Below are 16,348 nucleotides of genomic sequence, written 5' to 3' on the forward strand. Positions count from 1 at the left end.
TGAGACCGACGGCTCGGCCGCGCGCCAGCCGAATTCCGATCCGATCTGCGAGAAGCCGATTGTGAGCTGGCCTGCACTGGCCGGCGCCGCGTGCAACAAGGCCGCCATGGCTCTGGCCGCAAAGGGGGTTTTGGGGGTCATCAGGCGCGTCTCCCAAGATGTTTGTCTGGGGCGCCCATTGGTAGCACGGCACCCACAGGCCGGCCTTCGCGCCAGCGGCGGGCACTATTCCACGGAAGCAAGGTTCCGACTAGTCATATTATTTGACTATTTGGAGGATGAAAGGTCGGGCGGCGGCGAGCCGACCCTTTGACACGCTCAGCGCGATTTTGTTCCAGAAATGCAACGAAAAGATGAAAAAATATGGGAAGGCTAAGATGAGGGCGTTTCAGCGAGGACGGTGACAGACGCACTCGCAGCCTCACCCCTCCTGTCATTGCGAGCGTAGCGAAGCAATCCAGGATCCCTCCGCGTAAAGATTGGATTGGTTCGCTACGCTCGCAATGACGATATGGATGGAGCTGCGCGTGTCTCGAGCAGATTGACTCGTGGAGAGCCCCCTCACCCTGATTGCATTCCGATGCAATCAGGCCTCTCCGCGCGCGCGGGGAGAGGCGAAGGAGGCCCGAGCTAGATCAGCTTCCGTTGCGCCAGGTTCTTCATCAGCGCGCCGATGCCAAACGTCCACGGCTCGCACTCGTCGCTGGTGCGCATGCGGTTGACGAGCTTGCCCAGCTGGGGCGCCGCGATGGTGACGATGTCGTCGCGCTTGTGCGTAAACCCCTGCCCCGGCGCATCGCGATCCTTCACGGGTGCGAACATGGTGCCGAGGAACAGCACGAAGCCGTCAGGATATTGATGCACCTTGCCGATGGTCTGCGCGACGAGATCGGTCGGATCGCGGCTGATCTTGCTGATCGAGGAATGGCCGTCGAGAACGAAGCCGTCCGTGCCCGTGACATTCAGGCTGATGTCGAGCCTGCGCGCGTCGTCGAGCGTGAAGGTGTCGTCGAACAGGCGCAGCAGCGGGCCGATCGAACAGGACGCGTTGTTGTCCTTGGCCTTCGACAATAGCAGCGCCGAGCGGCCCTCGAAGTCGCGCAGGTTCACGTCATTGCCGAGCGCGCCGCCGACGATCTTGCCGCGGCTCGAGACGAACAGCACGAGCTCGGGCTCGGGATTGTTCCAGGTCGATTTCGGATGCAGGCCGGCGTCCATGCCGGTGCCGACCGACGACAAGGTGGGCGCCTTGGTGAAGACCTCGGCATCCGGACCGATGCCGACCTCGAGATATTGGCTCCAGGCGTTCTGATCAATCAGCACCTGCTTCAGGTGCATCGCCTGATCCGAGCCTGGCTTGAGCTTTGACAGATCATCGCCGATCAGGCGCGTCACCTCTTTCCGGATCGCTTCGGCCGAGGCAGGGTTGCCCTTGGCGCGCTCTTCGATGACACGTTCCAGCATCGAGATCGCGAAGGTGACGCCAGCGGCTTTCAGAGTCTGGAGATCGACGGGCGCGAGCAGCCAGGGCTTTTGGACATCGCGCACGTCCGGCGGGGTGTTGGCCACGATCGCCTCGAGATCACCGATGCGCTCGCCCTTGGTGGCGGCAAGCGCCTTGGCGGGATCGTCCGTCTCGCAGAGCGCGCTGATGGTCGGAAATTCTGCTGTGACGTCATACACACCGTCACCGCGCACCGCGGCGACGGCCGGACCGTTGACCTGCGGCAGCCAGACGCGGCCGACCAGCGTCCCCTTCGTGCCGTCCTCGGGGAGAAGGTCCTTTACCGTCAATGTCGTCATGGCCGCGTCCTCGCTGTTCTAAGGAACGGCCGCATTCGCAGCGCCCGTTCCCGTTAGCGAAGACCAATAAACGTCTGGCGCTGGAAGTCCAGAGCGGCGGTGCGCCGTGCAATTATGCCCCTGCACGCGCCTTTCGCGCCGCAATCTGATGCAGCGCCCAGCGCGCATTCTTGCGGACATCAGGATCAGGATCGTCGGCGATCACGGCCAGGAATGCCTCGCCGTCTGGATGGCCGATCTCGCCTAGCGCGGCGGCGGCCTCTTTGCGCAAATTCGCCTGGTCGTGATTGACGCAATTGCCGATCGGCCGCACCGCGCGTTCGATGTTCATCTTGCCAAGGCTGCGGATCGCCTTCAGCCGCACCTGCCAGAACTCGTCCGCGAGGCAAGCGACGAGCTGATCAGCCGCGATTGCACCATTCACGTTGAGACCCAGCGTCTCCGCGGCCATCTCGCGGACCATCCAGTCGGCATCCTTCAGCGCGCGGGTGATGGTCTCCGCCGCCGGCTTCATCTGCGAAAAGGCCAATGCGCTTACGGCGGCACGGCGCACATGGGCATCGGGATCGTTGATCAGCGCGGTCAGCGCCGGAATGGATTCCTCCAGCTTGAGGAAGCCGATCACGCCGATCGCCTGCACACGCACGGCGGCGTCAGGGTCCTGGAGCGCTTCCAGCGCGGGTTTGAGTGTATCCCTGCGGCGCAGTTCCTTGAGCGCGCGCAGAGCACCCATGCGGACGAAAGCGTGGGTATGCCTGACCAGCGGCAGGATCGCGTCGGCGCAGGCGGGATCCTTGAATTCAGCCATGCTGTCGGCCGCAGCCGCCGCGACAATCCTCTCGGGATCGACCAACAGCTTCACCAGCGCGCTTGCTGCCTCCGGTCCGTCGAACTCGCCGAGCGCCATCGCGACCTGCTGGCGCACACCGGCATCGGGATCGGCGACCATGTTGGCGAGATGTGCGACCGCGGCGGGATCGCCGGAATGGCCGAGTGCAATGATGGCGACGCGGCGTTCGGCGGGATCGGCCGCCTGCAGCCGCTCGTCGGCGTCCTCGAGATCGTCATATGATTCGAACGGGCTCGACATGATCACCTCAACAGATAGGGAATGTTGACGGTGACGGCGCCGGTCGGACAATCCGCTTCGCAGGGCATGCAATACCAGCACTCGTCATAAGCCATGTAGGCCTTGTTGGTCATGTCGCTGATCCGCAGCACGTCGAGCGGGCAGACATCGACGCACACCGTGCAGCCCTTGTCCGCGATGCATTTGGCGTCGTCGACCACCACCGGAACCGATGTCTGATAGGACGCGAGAGGCATGTGATGTCTCCTGTTGGTTATGTTTTGGTGGGTCATGCCGAGGCGCGAATGCGCTGCTTGTCGTAGAGATCCTTCTCGTCGTCCGCGATCGGCACGACATAGGGCTCGACTGCGCGCTTCTCGCTGGTCATCCTGCCGTCCTGCTTGGACAGCAGCGTGTGGCAGAACCAGTTCTCGTTGTCCTTCTCCGGGAAGTCCGTCCGCCAGTGATAGAGACCCCAGCGGCTCTCTTCGCGGTAGAGCGAAGCGTGTGCGGCCATGTCGGCACAGTCCATGATCGACTGCACTTCGAGCGCGCGCAGCAATTCGTGCGCGTTGCGCGCGATCATGCGCTCCTGCATATCCTCACGCGTTTCGGCGAGCCGCCGCATGCCGAGCTCATATTTGCGCGTGACCTTCGGCGGCTGGAGGTAGTCGTTGACCAGGCGGCGGGTCTTGTACTCGATCTGGTTCGGCGGAATGCCGTCCTCGCGCTTGGTCGGCGCCATCACGCGGTGGCGTTCCATGGCGACGTCGGCCGCGTCGAATTCCGCGAAATCATGGTTGTCGGCGAACTCCATCGCGTCGATGCCGGCGACCGAGCCGTTAGTGAAGGCGCCGAGCATGTAATTGTGCGGGACGCTCGCCATGTCGCCGGCGGCATAGAGGCCGGGTACGGTGGTGCGGGCATTGTCGTCGACGAACACGCCTGACGCGCTGTGGCCGGAGCAGAAGCCGATCTCGGAGATATGCATCTCGATGGACTCGCTGCGGTAGTCGACCCCGCGCCCCTGCTGGAACAGGCCGCGCGTCGGGCGCTCAACCTTGTGCAGCGTGGATTCGATCTCGGAAATCGTGTCGGGGTGGAGATGCTTGAGCTGGAGGAACACCGGACCCTTGCCGGAGAGGAGCTCGTTGTAGAACTCCAGCATCATCTGGCCGGACCAGTAGTCGCATTCGATGAAGCGCGAGCCTTCGTTGTTTGCCGTATATGCGCCGAACGGGCCGGCGACATAGGCGCAGGCCGGGCCGTTATAGTCCTTGATCAGCGGGTTGATCTGGAAGCATTCGAGGTTCGCGAGCGCTGCGCCGGCGTGATAGGCCATGGCGTAGCCGTCGCCGGAATTGGCGGCATTCTCGTAGGTGCCGAACATATAGCCGGAGGTCGGCAGGCCGAGGCGACCGGCGGCGCCCATGCAGAGGATCACGGCCTTGGCCTTGATCACCAGCATCTCGGCCGTGCGGGTGTTGACGGAGATTGCACCGGCGATGCGGCCGTCGGTCGACTTGAGCAGCCGCGTCGCCATGTAGCGGTTGGAGATCAGGATGCGGGCGCGGCGGAGTTGACGATACAGCGCCTTCTTCACGGTCTCGCCGTTCGGCATTGGCAGCACATAGGTGCCGATGTGGTGCACCTTCTTGACGGCGTAGTCACCGTTCTCGTTCTTCAGAAAGCGGATGCCGAAGCTGTCCAGTTCCTCGATGATGTTGTAGCAGTTCTGGGCGTACTTGTAGACCGCCTTCTGGTCGACGATGCCGTCATTGGCGATGGTGATTTCCTTGGTGTACTGCTCCGGCGTCGCGTAACCGGGGATGACGGCGTTGTTGAGCCCGTCCATGCCCATCGAGATCGCGCCGGAGCGCTTGACGTTCGCCTTCTCGAGCAGGACGACATTGGCCTTCGGGTTCTTCAACTTCGCCTTCAGTGCCGCCATCGGGCCGGCCGTGCCGCCGCCGATCACCAGCACATCGCAGGAAACCTCCGAAAGTCCGTCGACGATCTGATCTAGTGCCATCGCTTGCTCCTGGTTCGCCGGTAGCCGGCGCCTTTGCGTCAGATTTGTTCAGGGGGCGTCGCCGCGATAGCAATTAGTTGTCGCTAGGACGCGATTTGTAGCGCAGCGCTCGACGAAGGCTTTTTCGATGACGAAATGACCGGGCTGGCTATGATTGCCCTCGACGAAGCCGCGCGCCGCGAACATCGCGTGGAGTTCCTCGAGCATCGCCGGGCTGCCGCACAGCATGATGCGGTCCGTTTCGATGTCGAGGCTCGCTTGTCCGATATCCTCGAAGACCTGGTTCGAGACGATCAGGTCGGTGATGCGGCCGCGATTCCGGAACGGCTCGCGGGTGACGGTCGGGTAGTAGACGAGCTTGTCGCCGATCAAGGGGCCGAAGAATTCGTGATTGCGGAGGCCCTCGACGAGGTGCTCGCCATAGGCGAGTTCCGAGACCTGGCGGCAGCCATGGGCGAGCACGATGGTCTCATAATTCTCATAGACGTCGGGGTCCTTGATCAGGCTGGCGAAGGGCGCCAGGCCCGTTCCGGTTGAGAGCAGCAGCAGGCGTTTTCCCGGAATGAGGTTGCCGGTGATCAGCGTGCCAGTCGCCTTGCGCCCGACCAGAATGATATCGCCTTCCCTGATCTTCTGAAGGCGCGAGGTCAGCGGGCCGTCGTGCACCTTGATCGAGAAGAATTCGAGCGCCTCCTCGTGATTGGCACTGGCCATGCTGTAGGCCCGCATCAACGGCTTACCCCCGACCTCCAGACCAATCATTGCGAACTGGCCGTTCTGGAAGCGGAAGCCGGGATCGCGCGTCGCGGTGAAGCTGAACAGGGAATCGGTCCAGTGCCTGACCGACAGAACCGTTTCCTTTTGAAATGCACTCATCGTCTCTCCTTGGTCATCGATGACGCGCAAGGTTTCGGAGAGAGGAGAGTCCGGCAATTCGGAAGTGAAATTCCCGGTGGATTAGTTTCACATTTTCGCGTGGGTTGCTCGAAGAGCAGGCTCGCGATCCCGCCCGCACCGGCAATTAGTTGCTATTCGTGCGTTCCTGCCTCGACGTAGAATGAAGTCAGAGGTTCCTCATGACGATGACATTGGTGGCACCGACCGTGGCCGGCTACGAAGCCAGCGCCGATCTCGCTTCGCTCCTGGTCCGCACCACGCAGGACGACGCGCTCAACGTTTCCGCCGAAACACTCCGCCTCTCCTGCAAATGCGCCCATTGCACCCGCGCCCGCTTCGACGGCCGCTTCCCCAAAGCGTTTCCGGGGATTGCGATCACCGACATCGGCGATCTCGGCTATGGGCTGAACATCTCGTTTTCGGATGGGCACAACCGGGGAATATATCCCAAGTCGTATCTGTTGAACCTGGCGGGGCGTTGACCCGGTCTTCGCTGTCATTTTCCCCGCGCGAGGCGACTGCCCCCATCTGGCACAGACATTGCTCCTCTTTAGAACGATTTGAACGTTCGGGAGGCAGGCGATGTTGCAGGCGGCGAATGCGGTGCGCGGGGCTGTTCCCGCAGCGATACGGCCTGCCGGCAGCTCCTCGCTCCTGCTCACCGAGAACCAGCAATGGATCGGCGGTCCACCACCGTTGATGGACAAGCTCTCACCGCGCGAGCGGGAGTTGGTGCTGAAGCAGGGCCGCCGCAAGGTGCTCAACCGCGGCCAGACGCTCTTTAGCCAGGGCGGCAAGCATGACGGCATCTGGCTGATCGAGAGCGGCCGCATCCGTGTGTTCTACACCTCGCCACTCGGACGCGAGATCACGCTGGCCTATTGGCATGTTGGCAACTTCGTCGGCGGTCCCGAAGTGTTCGAAGGCACCGTGCATCAATGGTCCGGCGTTGCCTCCAGTAATTGCAGCGTCGTGCACCTGCCGGGAAAGGAACTGCGGTCCCTTGCTACAGAGATCCCGAACCTCGCGATTGGCCTGATCGAAGGCCTGACGTTCAAGGGCAAATGCTATTCGGCGCTGGCCCAGATGCTGGGGACGCGCTCGATCACGCAGCGCCTCGCCCATCTCTTGCTGCATCTCGTCGAGCTCTACGGCGTCGCGGATCCCGACGGCACCGTGATCGCCGCGGCCTTCACCCACGCCGACATCGCCCACATGGTCGGCGCCACCAGGCAATGGGTCACGATCAGCCTGAAGCGGATGCAGGAGAAGGGAATCGTGCTGACCAAACGCTCGCAGATCGTGGTCTGCCGGACCGACATTCTGGAGGAGATGCGCGGCCAGGCGGGGGATTGAAGGGGGCCCGCGACCATGGCCGGTGCACAGCCAAGCGGCTTTATAATGCAGGACTGCCCAAGGAGTATGCAATCAGCTTTTCCCGGCAACTAATCGACTGCGGCGGCCACTCCGGATTTGCCCTGCCTGCGCCCTCCCCCAATCATGGCACCCACAGCACATCCAACCGAATGAGGATGAGAATGGTCCGCCATCTTCCCACGCTCTCGATCGCGATGTCGTCTCTGGCGCTGCTCGTCTCGCAGCCGGCTTCTGCGGAAACCGTCAAGCTCGGGATCGGAACGCAGGATACCACGACCAACACGGTCACCGCAGGCGTCGTCATCCGCCAATTGCAACTGCTCGAGAAGTACCTGCCGAAGGACGGCAAATACGCCAACATCAAGTTCGAGCTCGAATGGCAGAACTTCACCTCCGGTCCGCCCGTCACCAACGCGATGATGGCGAACAAGCTGCAGATCGGCATGATGGGCGACTATCCGCTCATCGTGAACGGATTCACCTTCGAGAGCAATCCGGAGAGCAAGAGCCGCCTCGTCGGCATCGCCGCCTACAGCCTGTCCGGCTCGGGCAACGGCCTCGTCGTCCACAAGGACTCACCCTATTTCGACCTCGCCGATCTCAAGGGTAAGCTCGTCAGCGTGCCTTTCGGCTCCGCCGCGCATGGCATGGTGCTGAAAGCGATGCAGGATCGCGGCTATTCGTCCGATTTCTTCCAGCTCGTCAGCCAGAGCCCGGAGGTCGGCTCGACCAATCTGCAGGAGAAGAAGATCGACGGGCACGCCGATTTCGTCCCCTTCGCCGAGCTGTTGCCGTTCCGCGGCTTCGCGCGAAAGATCTTCGACGGCGTCGAAACGAACCTGCCGACCTTCCATGGCATCGTGGTCCGCACCGACTTCGCCGAAAAATATCCCGAGGTCGTCGTCGCCTATTTCAAGGCGCTAATCGCCGCCAATCAGTGGCTACGCGCGGATCCCAAGCTGGCCGCCGAGAAGATCCAGGAATGGACCGGCATCAACAAGGAGGTCGTCTACATCTTCTTAGGGCCCAGCGGCAATATGACGACCGATCCGACGATCAAGCCGGCGCTGATCGATGCGGCCACGACCGACGTCAAGGTGCTGCAGAATCTCGGCCGCATGAAGGAGTTCGATCCGAAGAAATGGGTCGACGACAAATACATCCGCAAGGCCTATGCTGAAATGAAGCTCGACTACGACGCCCAGCTCGCGAGCACCAACAACTATGAGATCTCGGGCGAGGACAGCTTCTGCAAGAAGCCCATCACCGATCCGCGCAAGGCGGGCGAAGTCTGGGTCGACGGTGCCGGCATCATGCCCTTCTCGTCCGCCAGCTGCACGCTCAGCGCCTATGCCGACTACAAGGCCAAGGGCCAGAAGATCAACGTCGCCTATGTCTTCGATACCACTCGGGGCATCAAGCTGTTCGCCGATCAGGCCTTCTTCGCGGTCGGCAATAGCGAGGTCGCCCCGTTCCTGCTGAAGAAGGATGCCGAAGCCTACGCCGCCAAGATCAGCGGCAAGGTGCTCGGCTTCGATGAAGCGATGAAGGCCGCCGTCGGCGGAGGCAAGACGTGAGCAGCCCCGCCCTCGTCAGACAGCCTGAGGACAGCATGCCGGCAACAGCACTTGCTGAGGCGGGCTCAGCGCCCGCCGCCATCATCCGGCCTTCGACGCCGCCTTCCTTCGCCACACTGGGGTTGCGTTGGTACCGGCTCAATCGGGCAGGTCTGCGCGCGGCGGCAATCGGCGTGATTTCGCTGCTCGCCTTTCTGCTGGTCTGGCATCTGCTCACGACCTATCGGGTCGTGTTCTTCGTGCGCTTCACCAACGTGCCCTCGCCGCTCGCGGTCTATGACAGCTTCATAAAGGCGATTCACGATCCTAAATTCCTGATGCACATCCTGCTCAGCTGCCGGCGCATCTTCATCGGATTCTCGCTCGCGGCGATCGTCGGCGTGCCGCTCGGCCTGATCATGGGGCGCTTCAAGCTGGTGCATGAGGTGATTTTCCCGGTCGCCGAAGTGCTGCGGCCGATCCCGGCAATCGCCTGGGTGCCGATGGCGATCATGCTGTGGCCGACCAACGAGCAGAGCATCGTCTATATCACCTTCCTCGGTTCGTTCTTCCCGATTCTCGTCAACACCCTGCACGGCATGTCGCTGGTCGACCCCGTGCTGGTACGCGCCGCGCAATGTCTCGGCGCGCGCGAACGCTCGATCTTCCGGGAGGTCTATTTCCCAGCCTCGCTGCCGCACATCTTCACCGGCCTCACCGTCGGCATGGGCGTCGCCTGGGTGTCGCTGATCGCGGCCGAGATGATCTCCGGTCAGTACGGCATCGGTTACTTCACCTGGGAAGCTTATTCGCTGGTCCAATATGCCGACATCGCGCTCGGCATGATCGCAATCGGGGTGCTCGGCCTCGGGTCGAGCCTGCTGATCCGGGGCGCGGGGCAATTGGTGATGCCGTGGAGATCGACATGAGCGAGGTGCTAGCGAACAGCCCAAAAGGCCACATCGAAGTCAGGAACTTCTCCCTCGCCTACGAGACCATCGAGGGCGCGGTGCAGGCCGTCACCGACACGCAGATACATGTGCGGCCCGGCGAGTTCGTGTCGATCGTCGGCCCGTCCGGCTGCGGAAAGTCGACGCTGCTCAATGCGGTCGCAGGCTTCCTCAGGCCGACGACCGGTGTAGTTACCGTCGACGGCGAGCGGGTAAACGGTCCGAGCGCCGAACGCGGCATGGTGTTTCAGCAATATTCTCTTTTTCCGTGGAAGACCGTGCGCGAGAACGTCGAGTTCGGCCTGAAGATGCGCGGCATGCCGCGCTCGCAGCGCGAACGCGCCGCGCGCACGCTGTTGGGGCTTGCGGGACTCGAAGCGTTCGAAAAGCATTATCCGGAAAAGCTCTCCGGCGGCATGAAGCAGCGTGTCGGCATCGTCCGCGCGCTCGCGACGGGACCGAAAGTGCTGTTGCTGGACGAGCCCTTCGGCGCGCTCGACGCGCAGACGCGCGTCATCATGCAGCAGATCCTCACCAATATGTGGCAGCGGCTGAAGATCTCGGTGCTGTTCGTCACCCACGACATTGACGAAGCCATCTTCCTGTCCGACCGCGTCTATTGCATGACTGCGCGGCCGGGCTCGATCAAGGCGGAGATCCCGATCCCGCTGGAGCGGCCGCGGCAGCAATCGATGATGATGTCGTCGGAATTCTTGGCGCTCCGCCGCGGGCTGATGTCGCTGATCCGCGAAGAGAGCCTGAAGGCGATGGGCGGCGAGATCAACGACTTGGGCATGCAGGGGCTGAACATCGAGCTGCACGGCCACTCGCTCGCGGACGTGATTTAGCAGGTTCGCTCCTGCTTCCCCCCACGCTGCCCGGAGGAAGCGACCGCCTCGGGCGGAATGTGACGCGGACTTGAACTCGCCGACCGCTTCGTTTCACGGGCCGGCGCCCTCTTCGCAAGGACCAAGTGGCAATTTGCCGCACGAGGACAGGTAACCTCCCCAAGCCACACAACCTTTGGTTATTCTTGTCCATAGATACGCTTTTCGTATCTTGCGGGTTGAGGGAATTGCGCCATGGGCAAAATCATTTCCGTTCGCGGCTACGCGAACAACGAGGTCGCTTACGTTGCGTGGAATATCGACGGCAAGATTAAGGATTGTCTCGGCTTCGAAGTCACTCGTGTTTATGTGGACGAAAGCGGTGTTGTGAAGCGACGCGCCGATGGCAAGGAAGATCGGGTCAAATGCGCGGCTTGGGTTTCTTTCAAGGGGCAACGCAATCCCCATTGGATCCCGCAGGACACCGGCGTCTGGCCGGTACAGAAGTTCGCCTGGAGGGACCTTACCCTCCGCAAGAAGCGCGACGGTGCGACACGCAGGCCTGACGAGGTTCGGGTGCGTTACGAAATTCGGCCTGTCGGTGACCTGCGCCCCGGCCTCCAACCCGTTCCGCCGAACGGGATCGACTTTGCCGACATCGTCAAGCGGGACAAGAAGGGCCGCCCGGTGAAAGGTCCCGACGGCAAGCCCGTCAAGATCCGCGTCAAAGCATATGAAGGACCGAAGCGTCCGCTCGGCTATCTCGCGGACGCGGTAGAATCGAATGATATCCATGTCACCAGCAGGCGTGGTCCATTCCGCTCGACCTTCACCAACGGCATCCTGGCTGCGCAGTGGTTGCGCAACGTGCTGCTCGATGACGGCGTCATCAAGCCAAACGAGCTAATAGACAAGCTGGAAAACCCCAATGATCCGCATCGCAAATATCTCGCGGGCGACGTCATCCCGCTGATCCGCGAACTCTTCGACCGCGAGGGAAGGTTCTATCTCGGGCTGTATGAACTGGAAGATCGTGAACTCGAAGACATTCTCGTCGCCAACAAGTCTCGTATACACGTCATCCTATCGAACACGTCGGCGGGAAAGGACAAGAAATGGGATGAGCGCAACAGGCCGGCGCGGAAGCGTCTCATTGATGAAGGTGTCGATGTACAGCACCGGATGTTCAACAATTCCATTCACATCGGCCACAACAAGTTCGTCGTCCACGTCCCGCCGGGAGGCGGAAACCGTTCCGTGCTGACCGGCAGTACCAACTGGACCTCCACCGGCATCGCCGGACAGACGAATAACGCGCTGCTGATCGAGGACGACGCCATCGCCGGGTCATACCTAAACTACTGGAAGCGTATGAAGAAGGATCAACTGAAGCTTCCAAGGCCGTTCGGAAAGGCGATGAAAGACAACCAACAGGGCGACAAGTTCCGGGAGGACAATGCTACACCCGAAGAGATCGACGCAGGGAACGGCACGACACTCCGCGCTTGGTTCTCTCCCAATATGCCACAACGCAAGAAACCGACGTCCAAGACGAAACCGGCCCCTACACCACCCGACCTAACCGATGCCTACAAGTTAATGCGGAGCGCCAAGGAGGCGATTCTATTCCTTGCTTTTTACCCCGGGCAGAAAGGCAAAGACTGCATCATCGGTGAAGTCATCAACATCGGGTTACACGATCGTTCGCTGCTGATCTGTGGTGCCGTTTCGAGCCCGATGGCGATGCCGAACTATGTCGGCAAGAAGAAGGACGAGGATGGTGAAGTCGTGGAAGAAGGCGAATCGCCGGCGACATTTGATGACAAGAACATATCGATAGTTCGCGCCTCACGCATTGACGACCACAATCTGCTCGGCGACTTCGGGGCAGAACAGTTGACGGCCAAGGGAGCCATTGGAGCAATCATCCATGACAAGCTGGCCGTCATTGATCCCCGTCGGGATGACTGTCATGTCATCCTCGGCAGCCACAATCTGGGCTACAAGGCCTCCTATTCAAACGACGAGAACATGCTGATCGTCAGCGGCAACCGCGCTCTGGCTGAGGCTTATGCAGTCCATATCCTCGATGTTTACGACCACTACCGCTTCCGGGCCATCGAGAGCGAGCGCAAACGTAAGGGTAAGAAGGGCTGGTCGGGCTTCCTGGAAACGGACGCCGACTGGCAGGACGGATACGTCGAGCACAAGAAGGGACAACTGATGAGGTATTTTGCGCGCTAGGACCTGTGGACGGCTCTCAGAGGCGTCGCGGCTTCGCCCTCGCGGCAACAACCGTTATCACTTGAACCAGTGCACCAGCGCGATGCTGATCCCCAGCAGCAGGATCAGCGACAGCGTCACGGCCGCCGTCACCCGGCCGCCGACATTGGCGAGCACGCGCACGTCGACGCCAAGGCCGAGGGCGGCCATCGAGACCACCGTCAGAAAACCCGTGATCGTCGTCACGGGGCCAACCACTGTCGCCGGCACGATCTCCAGCGAGCGCAGGGTCGCAAGCGCAAGGAAGCCGAGGATGAACCAAGGGACCAGGCGGAAGAAGCCGACGCTGGTTTTCTTGGCATCGCTCTGCCAGCGCGAAGCGACCAGCGACAGGCCGACGACGACCGGGCCGAGCATCAGGACACGCGTCAGCTTCACCAGCGTGCCGATCTGGGTTGAGACGAGACCTGCCGGCACCGTCGCGGCGAGCACCTGCGGCACCGCGTAGACGGTGAGCCCGGCGAGAATGCCGTACTGCGTTGCGGACAATTGCAGCAGCGGGATCAGCAGCGGCAGGCCCAGCACCATCATCACGCCAAGGATCGCCGTAAAGGAGATCGAGGATGCAATCTCGTCGTTGCTGGCGCCGATGATGGGCGCCACCGCAGCGATCGCGGAATTGCCGCAGATCGAGTTGCCGCAGGCGATCAGGATCGACAGCCGCGTCGACAGGCCGAGTAGCCGGCTGAGGCCGAAGGAGACGCAGAGCGCGACCACGACGACCGCGGCGATGGAGGCGAGCAGCGCAATGCCGGAAGCCGCGATCGCGGCAAAGCTGATGGAGGCCCCGAGCAGCATCACCGCGACTTCCAGCAGTTGCTTGGCGCTGAAGGCGATGCCGGCCTGCCACCGTGGGGCCGGCTTCCAGAAGCTGCGCACCGCCATGCCGAGCAGGATCGCCATGACCAGCGCCTCGACATAGGGGTGCTCGAACATGCCCAGTTCGGCCCGCTCGAGCAGGGCCGACACACCGGCCACGAGAACGCAGAGGAGGATGCCCGGAATCAGCGCCGCAATACGGCCCGCGGCGGTGGCCGGCTTGGAATCGGCCGGGCTGGATGCTTGATTCTGCGACACAAATCTCTCCCGGAGGAGAAAGATTTATACGCAGCGCAATTCAATTGGGGAATATGTTTTCGACATATCAGGACCGAGAGAAGTTCTGTCCTCAGCCCGGAATAAACGGCCTCAGAAGATGAGGTTCTTGGCCAGCGAGGCGACGCGGCTGAAGCCGTCATAGATGCCCGGCTCGAAGAAGGCCGCGCGGGCCAGCACGATGCCCGCGACCAGCGACCAGAACAGGGTGGTGCCGGCGCGCAGCAGGAGCTTGGAGGCACGCGACTTCGGCTGGGTGTCCGTTGCGGACGCCAGTTGCTCGCCGAAGGGCTCAAATCCAGTGCGTTCCATGGCTGCCGATCCACCAGTTTCTGGCGGAAATGTCGTCGTTTCGGCTCCAAACAGCAATGGAAGCGATTGGCGTTTTTGCCCTCGGAAGGGGAAACTCCTTCCTCCTGACAGGACCGCGGCAATAGTTTTCTTCTTTCCGCCTATTTGGACACCGCCGCTCCGGTCACAACGCCTTCACCGCGTCGGGATTCCCCGGGGGCTCGGGAGCACGGCGGCAGCGCCATCTTCCAGTCGGTTGATGGCGCCGCACCGACGATGGCCCATCTCGCTACGCCGCCAGTCCGCTCCCTACCGGCGCAAACTCCAGCCCCAGACTCTCCGCCACCGCCTTGTTCGTCACCCGGCCGCGATGCACGTTGAGCCCATTGCGCAGATGCGGATTCTCCAAGACCGCCGCAAAGCCCTTGTTCGCCAGCATCAGGCCGAACGGCAGCGTCGCGTTGTTCAGGGCCTGGCTCGAGGTCACCGGCACCGCTCCCGGCATGTTGGCGACGCAATAGTGAACGACGCCATCGACCTCGTAGGTCGGCTCCGCGTGGGTGGTCGGGTGCGAGGTCTCAAAGCAGCCGCCCTGGTCGATCGCGACGTCGACCAGCACGGCTCCCGGCCGCATCGATTTCAGCATCGCGCGCGTGACGAGCTTCGGCGCGCTGGCGCCGGGCACCAGCACGGCACCGATCACGACGTCGGCGGCGAACACCTCGTCCTCGACCGCCTCGATGGTGGAGAAACGGGTGCGCACGCGTCCAACAAACAGATCGTCCAGTTCGCGCAGGCGCGGGATCGAGCGGTCGATCACGGTGACTTCGGCACCTAAGCCGGCGGCCATGCGCGCCGCCTGCGTTCCGACCACGCCGCCGCCGAGCACGACGACGCGTGCCGGCTGCACGCCGGGCACGCCGCCGAGCAGCAGGCCGCGGCCGCCGCTGGAACGCTTGAGCGCGGCGCCGGCGGCCTCGACGGCAAGGCGGCCGGCGACTTCGCTCATCGGGGCGAGCAGCGGGAGGTGACCGCTCGCGTCCGTGACAGTTTCATAGGCGATTGCGGTGCAGCCCGAAGCAAGAAGGCCCTTGGCCTGCTCGGGATCCGGTGCAAGATGAAGGTAAGTAAAGAGGATCTGGCCTTCGCGAAGCTGAGCCCATTCGCTCTTCTGCGGCTCCTTCACCTTCACGATCATGTCGGACTTTGCAAAGATCTCGCGAGCGGTCTCGGCGATGGACGCCCCTGCCCGCCGGTACACCTCGTCGGACGCACCGATGCCGCTGCCGGCGCCGCTCTCGACCGTCACCTGGTGCCCGGCGGCAACGTATTCGCGGACCGCACCTGGGGTGAGCCCGACGCGATATTCCTGCAGCTTGATCTCCTTGGGCACTCCGACGCGCATCTTGATCTCCCTCGCCAATGCTTTGATTCCATTGTTGATCGTAGCGAGAGGGTCGGTTTGGTTTCGTGCAAATATCCGCTACCTTGGCGGCGCCCGCGCCGGTTTCCGGCGCGAAATCGTCCTTTGACGCTGGAAACGAAACCTTGGCCCTCGACCGGAAAGACCTCGCCATCCTCGCGGAACTCACGACCAATGCGCGAGCCAGCCACACCGAGCTTGCCAACAAGATCGGCTTGTCGAGCACGGCGCTGGCGCGGCGGCAGAAGGCGCTGGAGGATGACGGCTACATCCAGGCCTACCAGGCCGCGCTCGACCTCGGCCAGTTCGGCCTCACCACCACGGTGCTGGTTCGCATCGCGCTGGAGAGCCAGAGCGACGAGGCACTGAAGGCGTTCGAGGCAGAGGTGACGAAATGTCCCTCCGTCGTGCGCTGCTTCCTGATGTCGGGGACGGACGACTACATCCTGATCGTGCTCGCCCGCGACATCCAGGATTTCGAGCGCATCCACCGCACCGAGCTGTCCCGCCTGCCGCGCGTCGCGCGGGTGCAATCGAGCTTCGCGCTGCGCGAGATCGTCAACCGCGCGGTACCGACTGTGGTGTTCAGCGAGACGAAGCGCTGATCTCGTAAATTCAATCGGGAGAACCGGTCGGGAACCAAGCAACCCGTCATCCGTTGGGCGCTATCGGCCAGCGGCGGCAACGCAGTCTCGCGTTATTTGCACAATTTGCCCGGCTCGGCCTTTCCGCAGGGAAATACACC

Annotated in this window: 15 protein-coding genes and 1 pseudogene; 7 read left to right on the top strand and 9 right to left on the bottom strand. The window is 62.4% G+C overall.

From position 1 onward, the window contains the following. The 6 genes and pseudogenes from ABIA45_RS13915 to ABIA45_RS13940 all read right to left on the bottom strand — a co-directional run. Positions 1 to 141, bottom strand: a pseudogene (locus ABIA45_RS13915) (sugar ABC transporter substrate-binding protein); the annotation flags it as partial. Between the two features lie 489 nt (positions 142 to 630). Beyond that, positions 631 to 1,803, bottom strand: coding sequence for a fumarylacetoacetate hydrolase family protein (locus ABIA45_RS13920; RefSeq protein ID WP_404652452.1), 1,173 nt, complete (start codon positions 1,801 to 1,803; stop codon positions 631 to 633). Between the two features lie 112 nt (positions 1,804 to 1,915). Beyond that, positions 1,916 to 2,893 carry a HEAT repeat domain-containing protein gene (locus ABIA45_RS13925; protein WP_404652453.1) on the bottom strand — a complete coding sequence of 326 codons (978 nt, stop codon included), beginning with the start codon at positions 2,891 to 2,893 and terminating at the stop codon, positions 1,916 to 1,918. A gap of 2 nt (positions 2,894 to 2,895) precedes the next feature. Beyond that, positions 2,896 to 3,129: a ferredoxin family protein gene (locus ABIA45_RS13930; protein WP_007593252.1), complete on the bottom strand. Its 234-nt coding sequence runs from the start codon at positions 3,127 to 3,129 to the stop codon at positions 2,896 to 2,898. Positions 3,130 to 3,161: 32 nt separating this feature from the next. Further along, positions 3,162 to 4,904, bottom strand: coding sequence for a fumarate reductase/succinate dehydrogenase flavoprotein subunit (locus ABIA45_RS13935; protein WP_271545137.1), 1,743 nt, complete (start codon positions 4,902 to 4,904; stop codon positions 3,162 to 3,164). Positions 4,905 to 4,952: 48 nt separating this feature from the next. Then, the gene (locus ABIA45_RS13940) at positions 4,953 to 5,780 is read right to left on the bottom strand and encodes a ferredoxin--NADP reductase (protein WP_404652455.1); all 828 of its coding nucleotides are present in this window, start codon (positions 5,778 to 5,780) and stop codon (positions 4,953 to 4,955) included. Positions 5,781 to 5,986: 206 nt separating this feature from the next. Between ABIA45_RS13940 and ABIA45_RS13945 the strand changes: the two genes are divergently transcribed. From ABIA45_RS13945 to ABIA45_RS13970, 6 genes are all read left to right on the top strand, one after another. After that, positions 5,987 to 6,283: a gamma-butyrobetaine hydroxylase-like domain-containing protein gene (locus tag ABIA45_RS13945; protein ID WP_271545651.1), complete on the top strand. Its 297-nt coding sequence runs from the start codon at positions 5,987 to 5,989 to the stop codon at positions 6,281 to 6,283. A 100-nt stretch (positions 6,284 to 6,383) separates the two neighbouring features. Further along, positions 6,384 to 7,157 (top strand): Crp/Fnr family transcriptional regulator, encoded by a 774-nt coding sequence (locus tag ABIA45_RS13950; protein ID WP_271545139.1) that lies wholly within the window; start codon positions 6,384 to 6,386, stop codon positions 7,155 to 7,157. 182 nt (positions 7,158 to 7,339) lie between these two features. Continuing rightward, complete coding sequence (locus ABIA45_RS13955; RefSeq protein ID WP_271545140.1) at positions 7,340 to 8,755, top strand: ABC transporter substrate-binding protein; 1,416 nt, start codon at positions 7,340 to 7,342, stop codon at positions 8,753 to 8,755. Then, positions 8,752 to 9,663 carry an ABC transporter permease gene (locus tag ABIA45_RS13960; protein ID WP_036005583.1) on the top strand — a complete coding sequence of 304 codons (912 nt, stop codon included), beginning with the start codon at positions 8,752 to 8,754 and terminating at the stop codon, positions 9,661 to 9,663. Before ABIA45_RS13955 ends, ABIA45_RS13960 begins: the two co-directional genes overlap by 4 nt. Then, a complete protein-coding gene (locus ABIA45_RS13965) occupies positions 9,660 to 10,532 on the top strand; it encodes an ABC transporter ATP-binding protein (RefSeq protein ID WP_271545141.1) in 873 nt (290 codons plus the stop codon). The genes ABIA45_RS13960 and ABIA45_RS13965 overlap by 4 nt, the downstream gene beginning before the upstream one ends. Before the next feature lie 234 nt (positions 10,533 to 10,766). After that, the gene (locus tag ABIA45_RS13970) at positions 10,767 to 12,755 is read left to right on the top strand and encodes a phospholipase D-like domain-containing protein (RefSeq protein ID WP_404652457.1); all 1,989 of its coding nucleotides are present in this window, start codon (positions 10,767 to 10,769) and stop codon (positions 12,753 to 12,755) included. 57 nt (positions 12,756 to 12,812) lie between these two features. Here ABIA45_RS13970 and ABIA45_RS13975 read toward each other — a convergent pair whose 3' ends face one another. The 3 genes from ABIA45_RS13975 to ald form a co-directional block, all read right to left on the bottom strand. Further along, positions 12,813 to 13,871 carry a YeiH family protein gene (locus tag ABIA45_RS13975; RefSeq protein WP_404652459.1) on the bottom strand — a complete coding sequence of 353 codons (1,059 nt, stop codon included), beginning with the start codon at positions 13,869 to 13,871 and terminating at the stop codon, positions 12,813 to 12,815. A gap of 111 nt (positions 13,872 to 13,982) precedes the next feature. Further along, positions 13,983 to 14,201 carry a hypothetical protein gene (locus ABIA45_RS13980; RefSeq protein ID WP_157282533.1) on the bottom strand — a complete coding sequence of 73 codons (219 nt, stop codon included), beginning with the start codon at positions 14,199 to 14,201 and terminating at the stop codon, positions 13,983 to 13,985. Positions 14,202 to 14,469: 268 nt separating this feature from the next. Beyond that, positions 14,470 to 15,585, bottom strand: a complete 1,116-nt coding sequence (gene ald, locus ABIA45_RS13985; RefSeq protein ID WP_157282532.1) for an alanine dehydrogenase — start codon at positions 15,583 to 15,585, stop codon at positions 14,470 to 14,472. Between the two features lie 143 nt (positions 15,586 to 15,728). Here ald and ABIA45_RS13990 point away from each other — a divergent pair, with 143 nt between their 5' ends. Then, positions 15,729 to 16,208: an Lrp/AsnC family transcriptional regulator gene (locus ABIA45_RS13990; protein WP_198399674.1), complete on the top strand. Its 480-nt coding sequence runs from the start codon at positions 15,729 to 15,731 to the stop codon at positions 16,206 to 16,208. The last annotated feature ends 140 nt before the right edge of the window (positions 16,209 to 16,348 follow it).

Origin of the sequence: Bradyrhizobium sp. USDA 336 (assembly GCF_044908355.1) — a bacterium.
Lineage (GTDB): Bacteria > Pseudomonadota > Alphaproteobacteria > Rhizobiales > Xanthobacteraceae > Bradyrhizobium > Bradyrhizobium yuanmingense.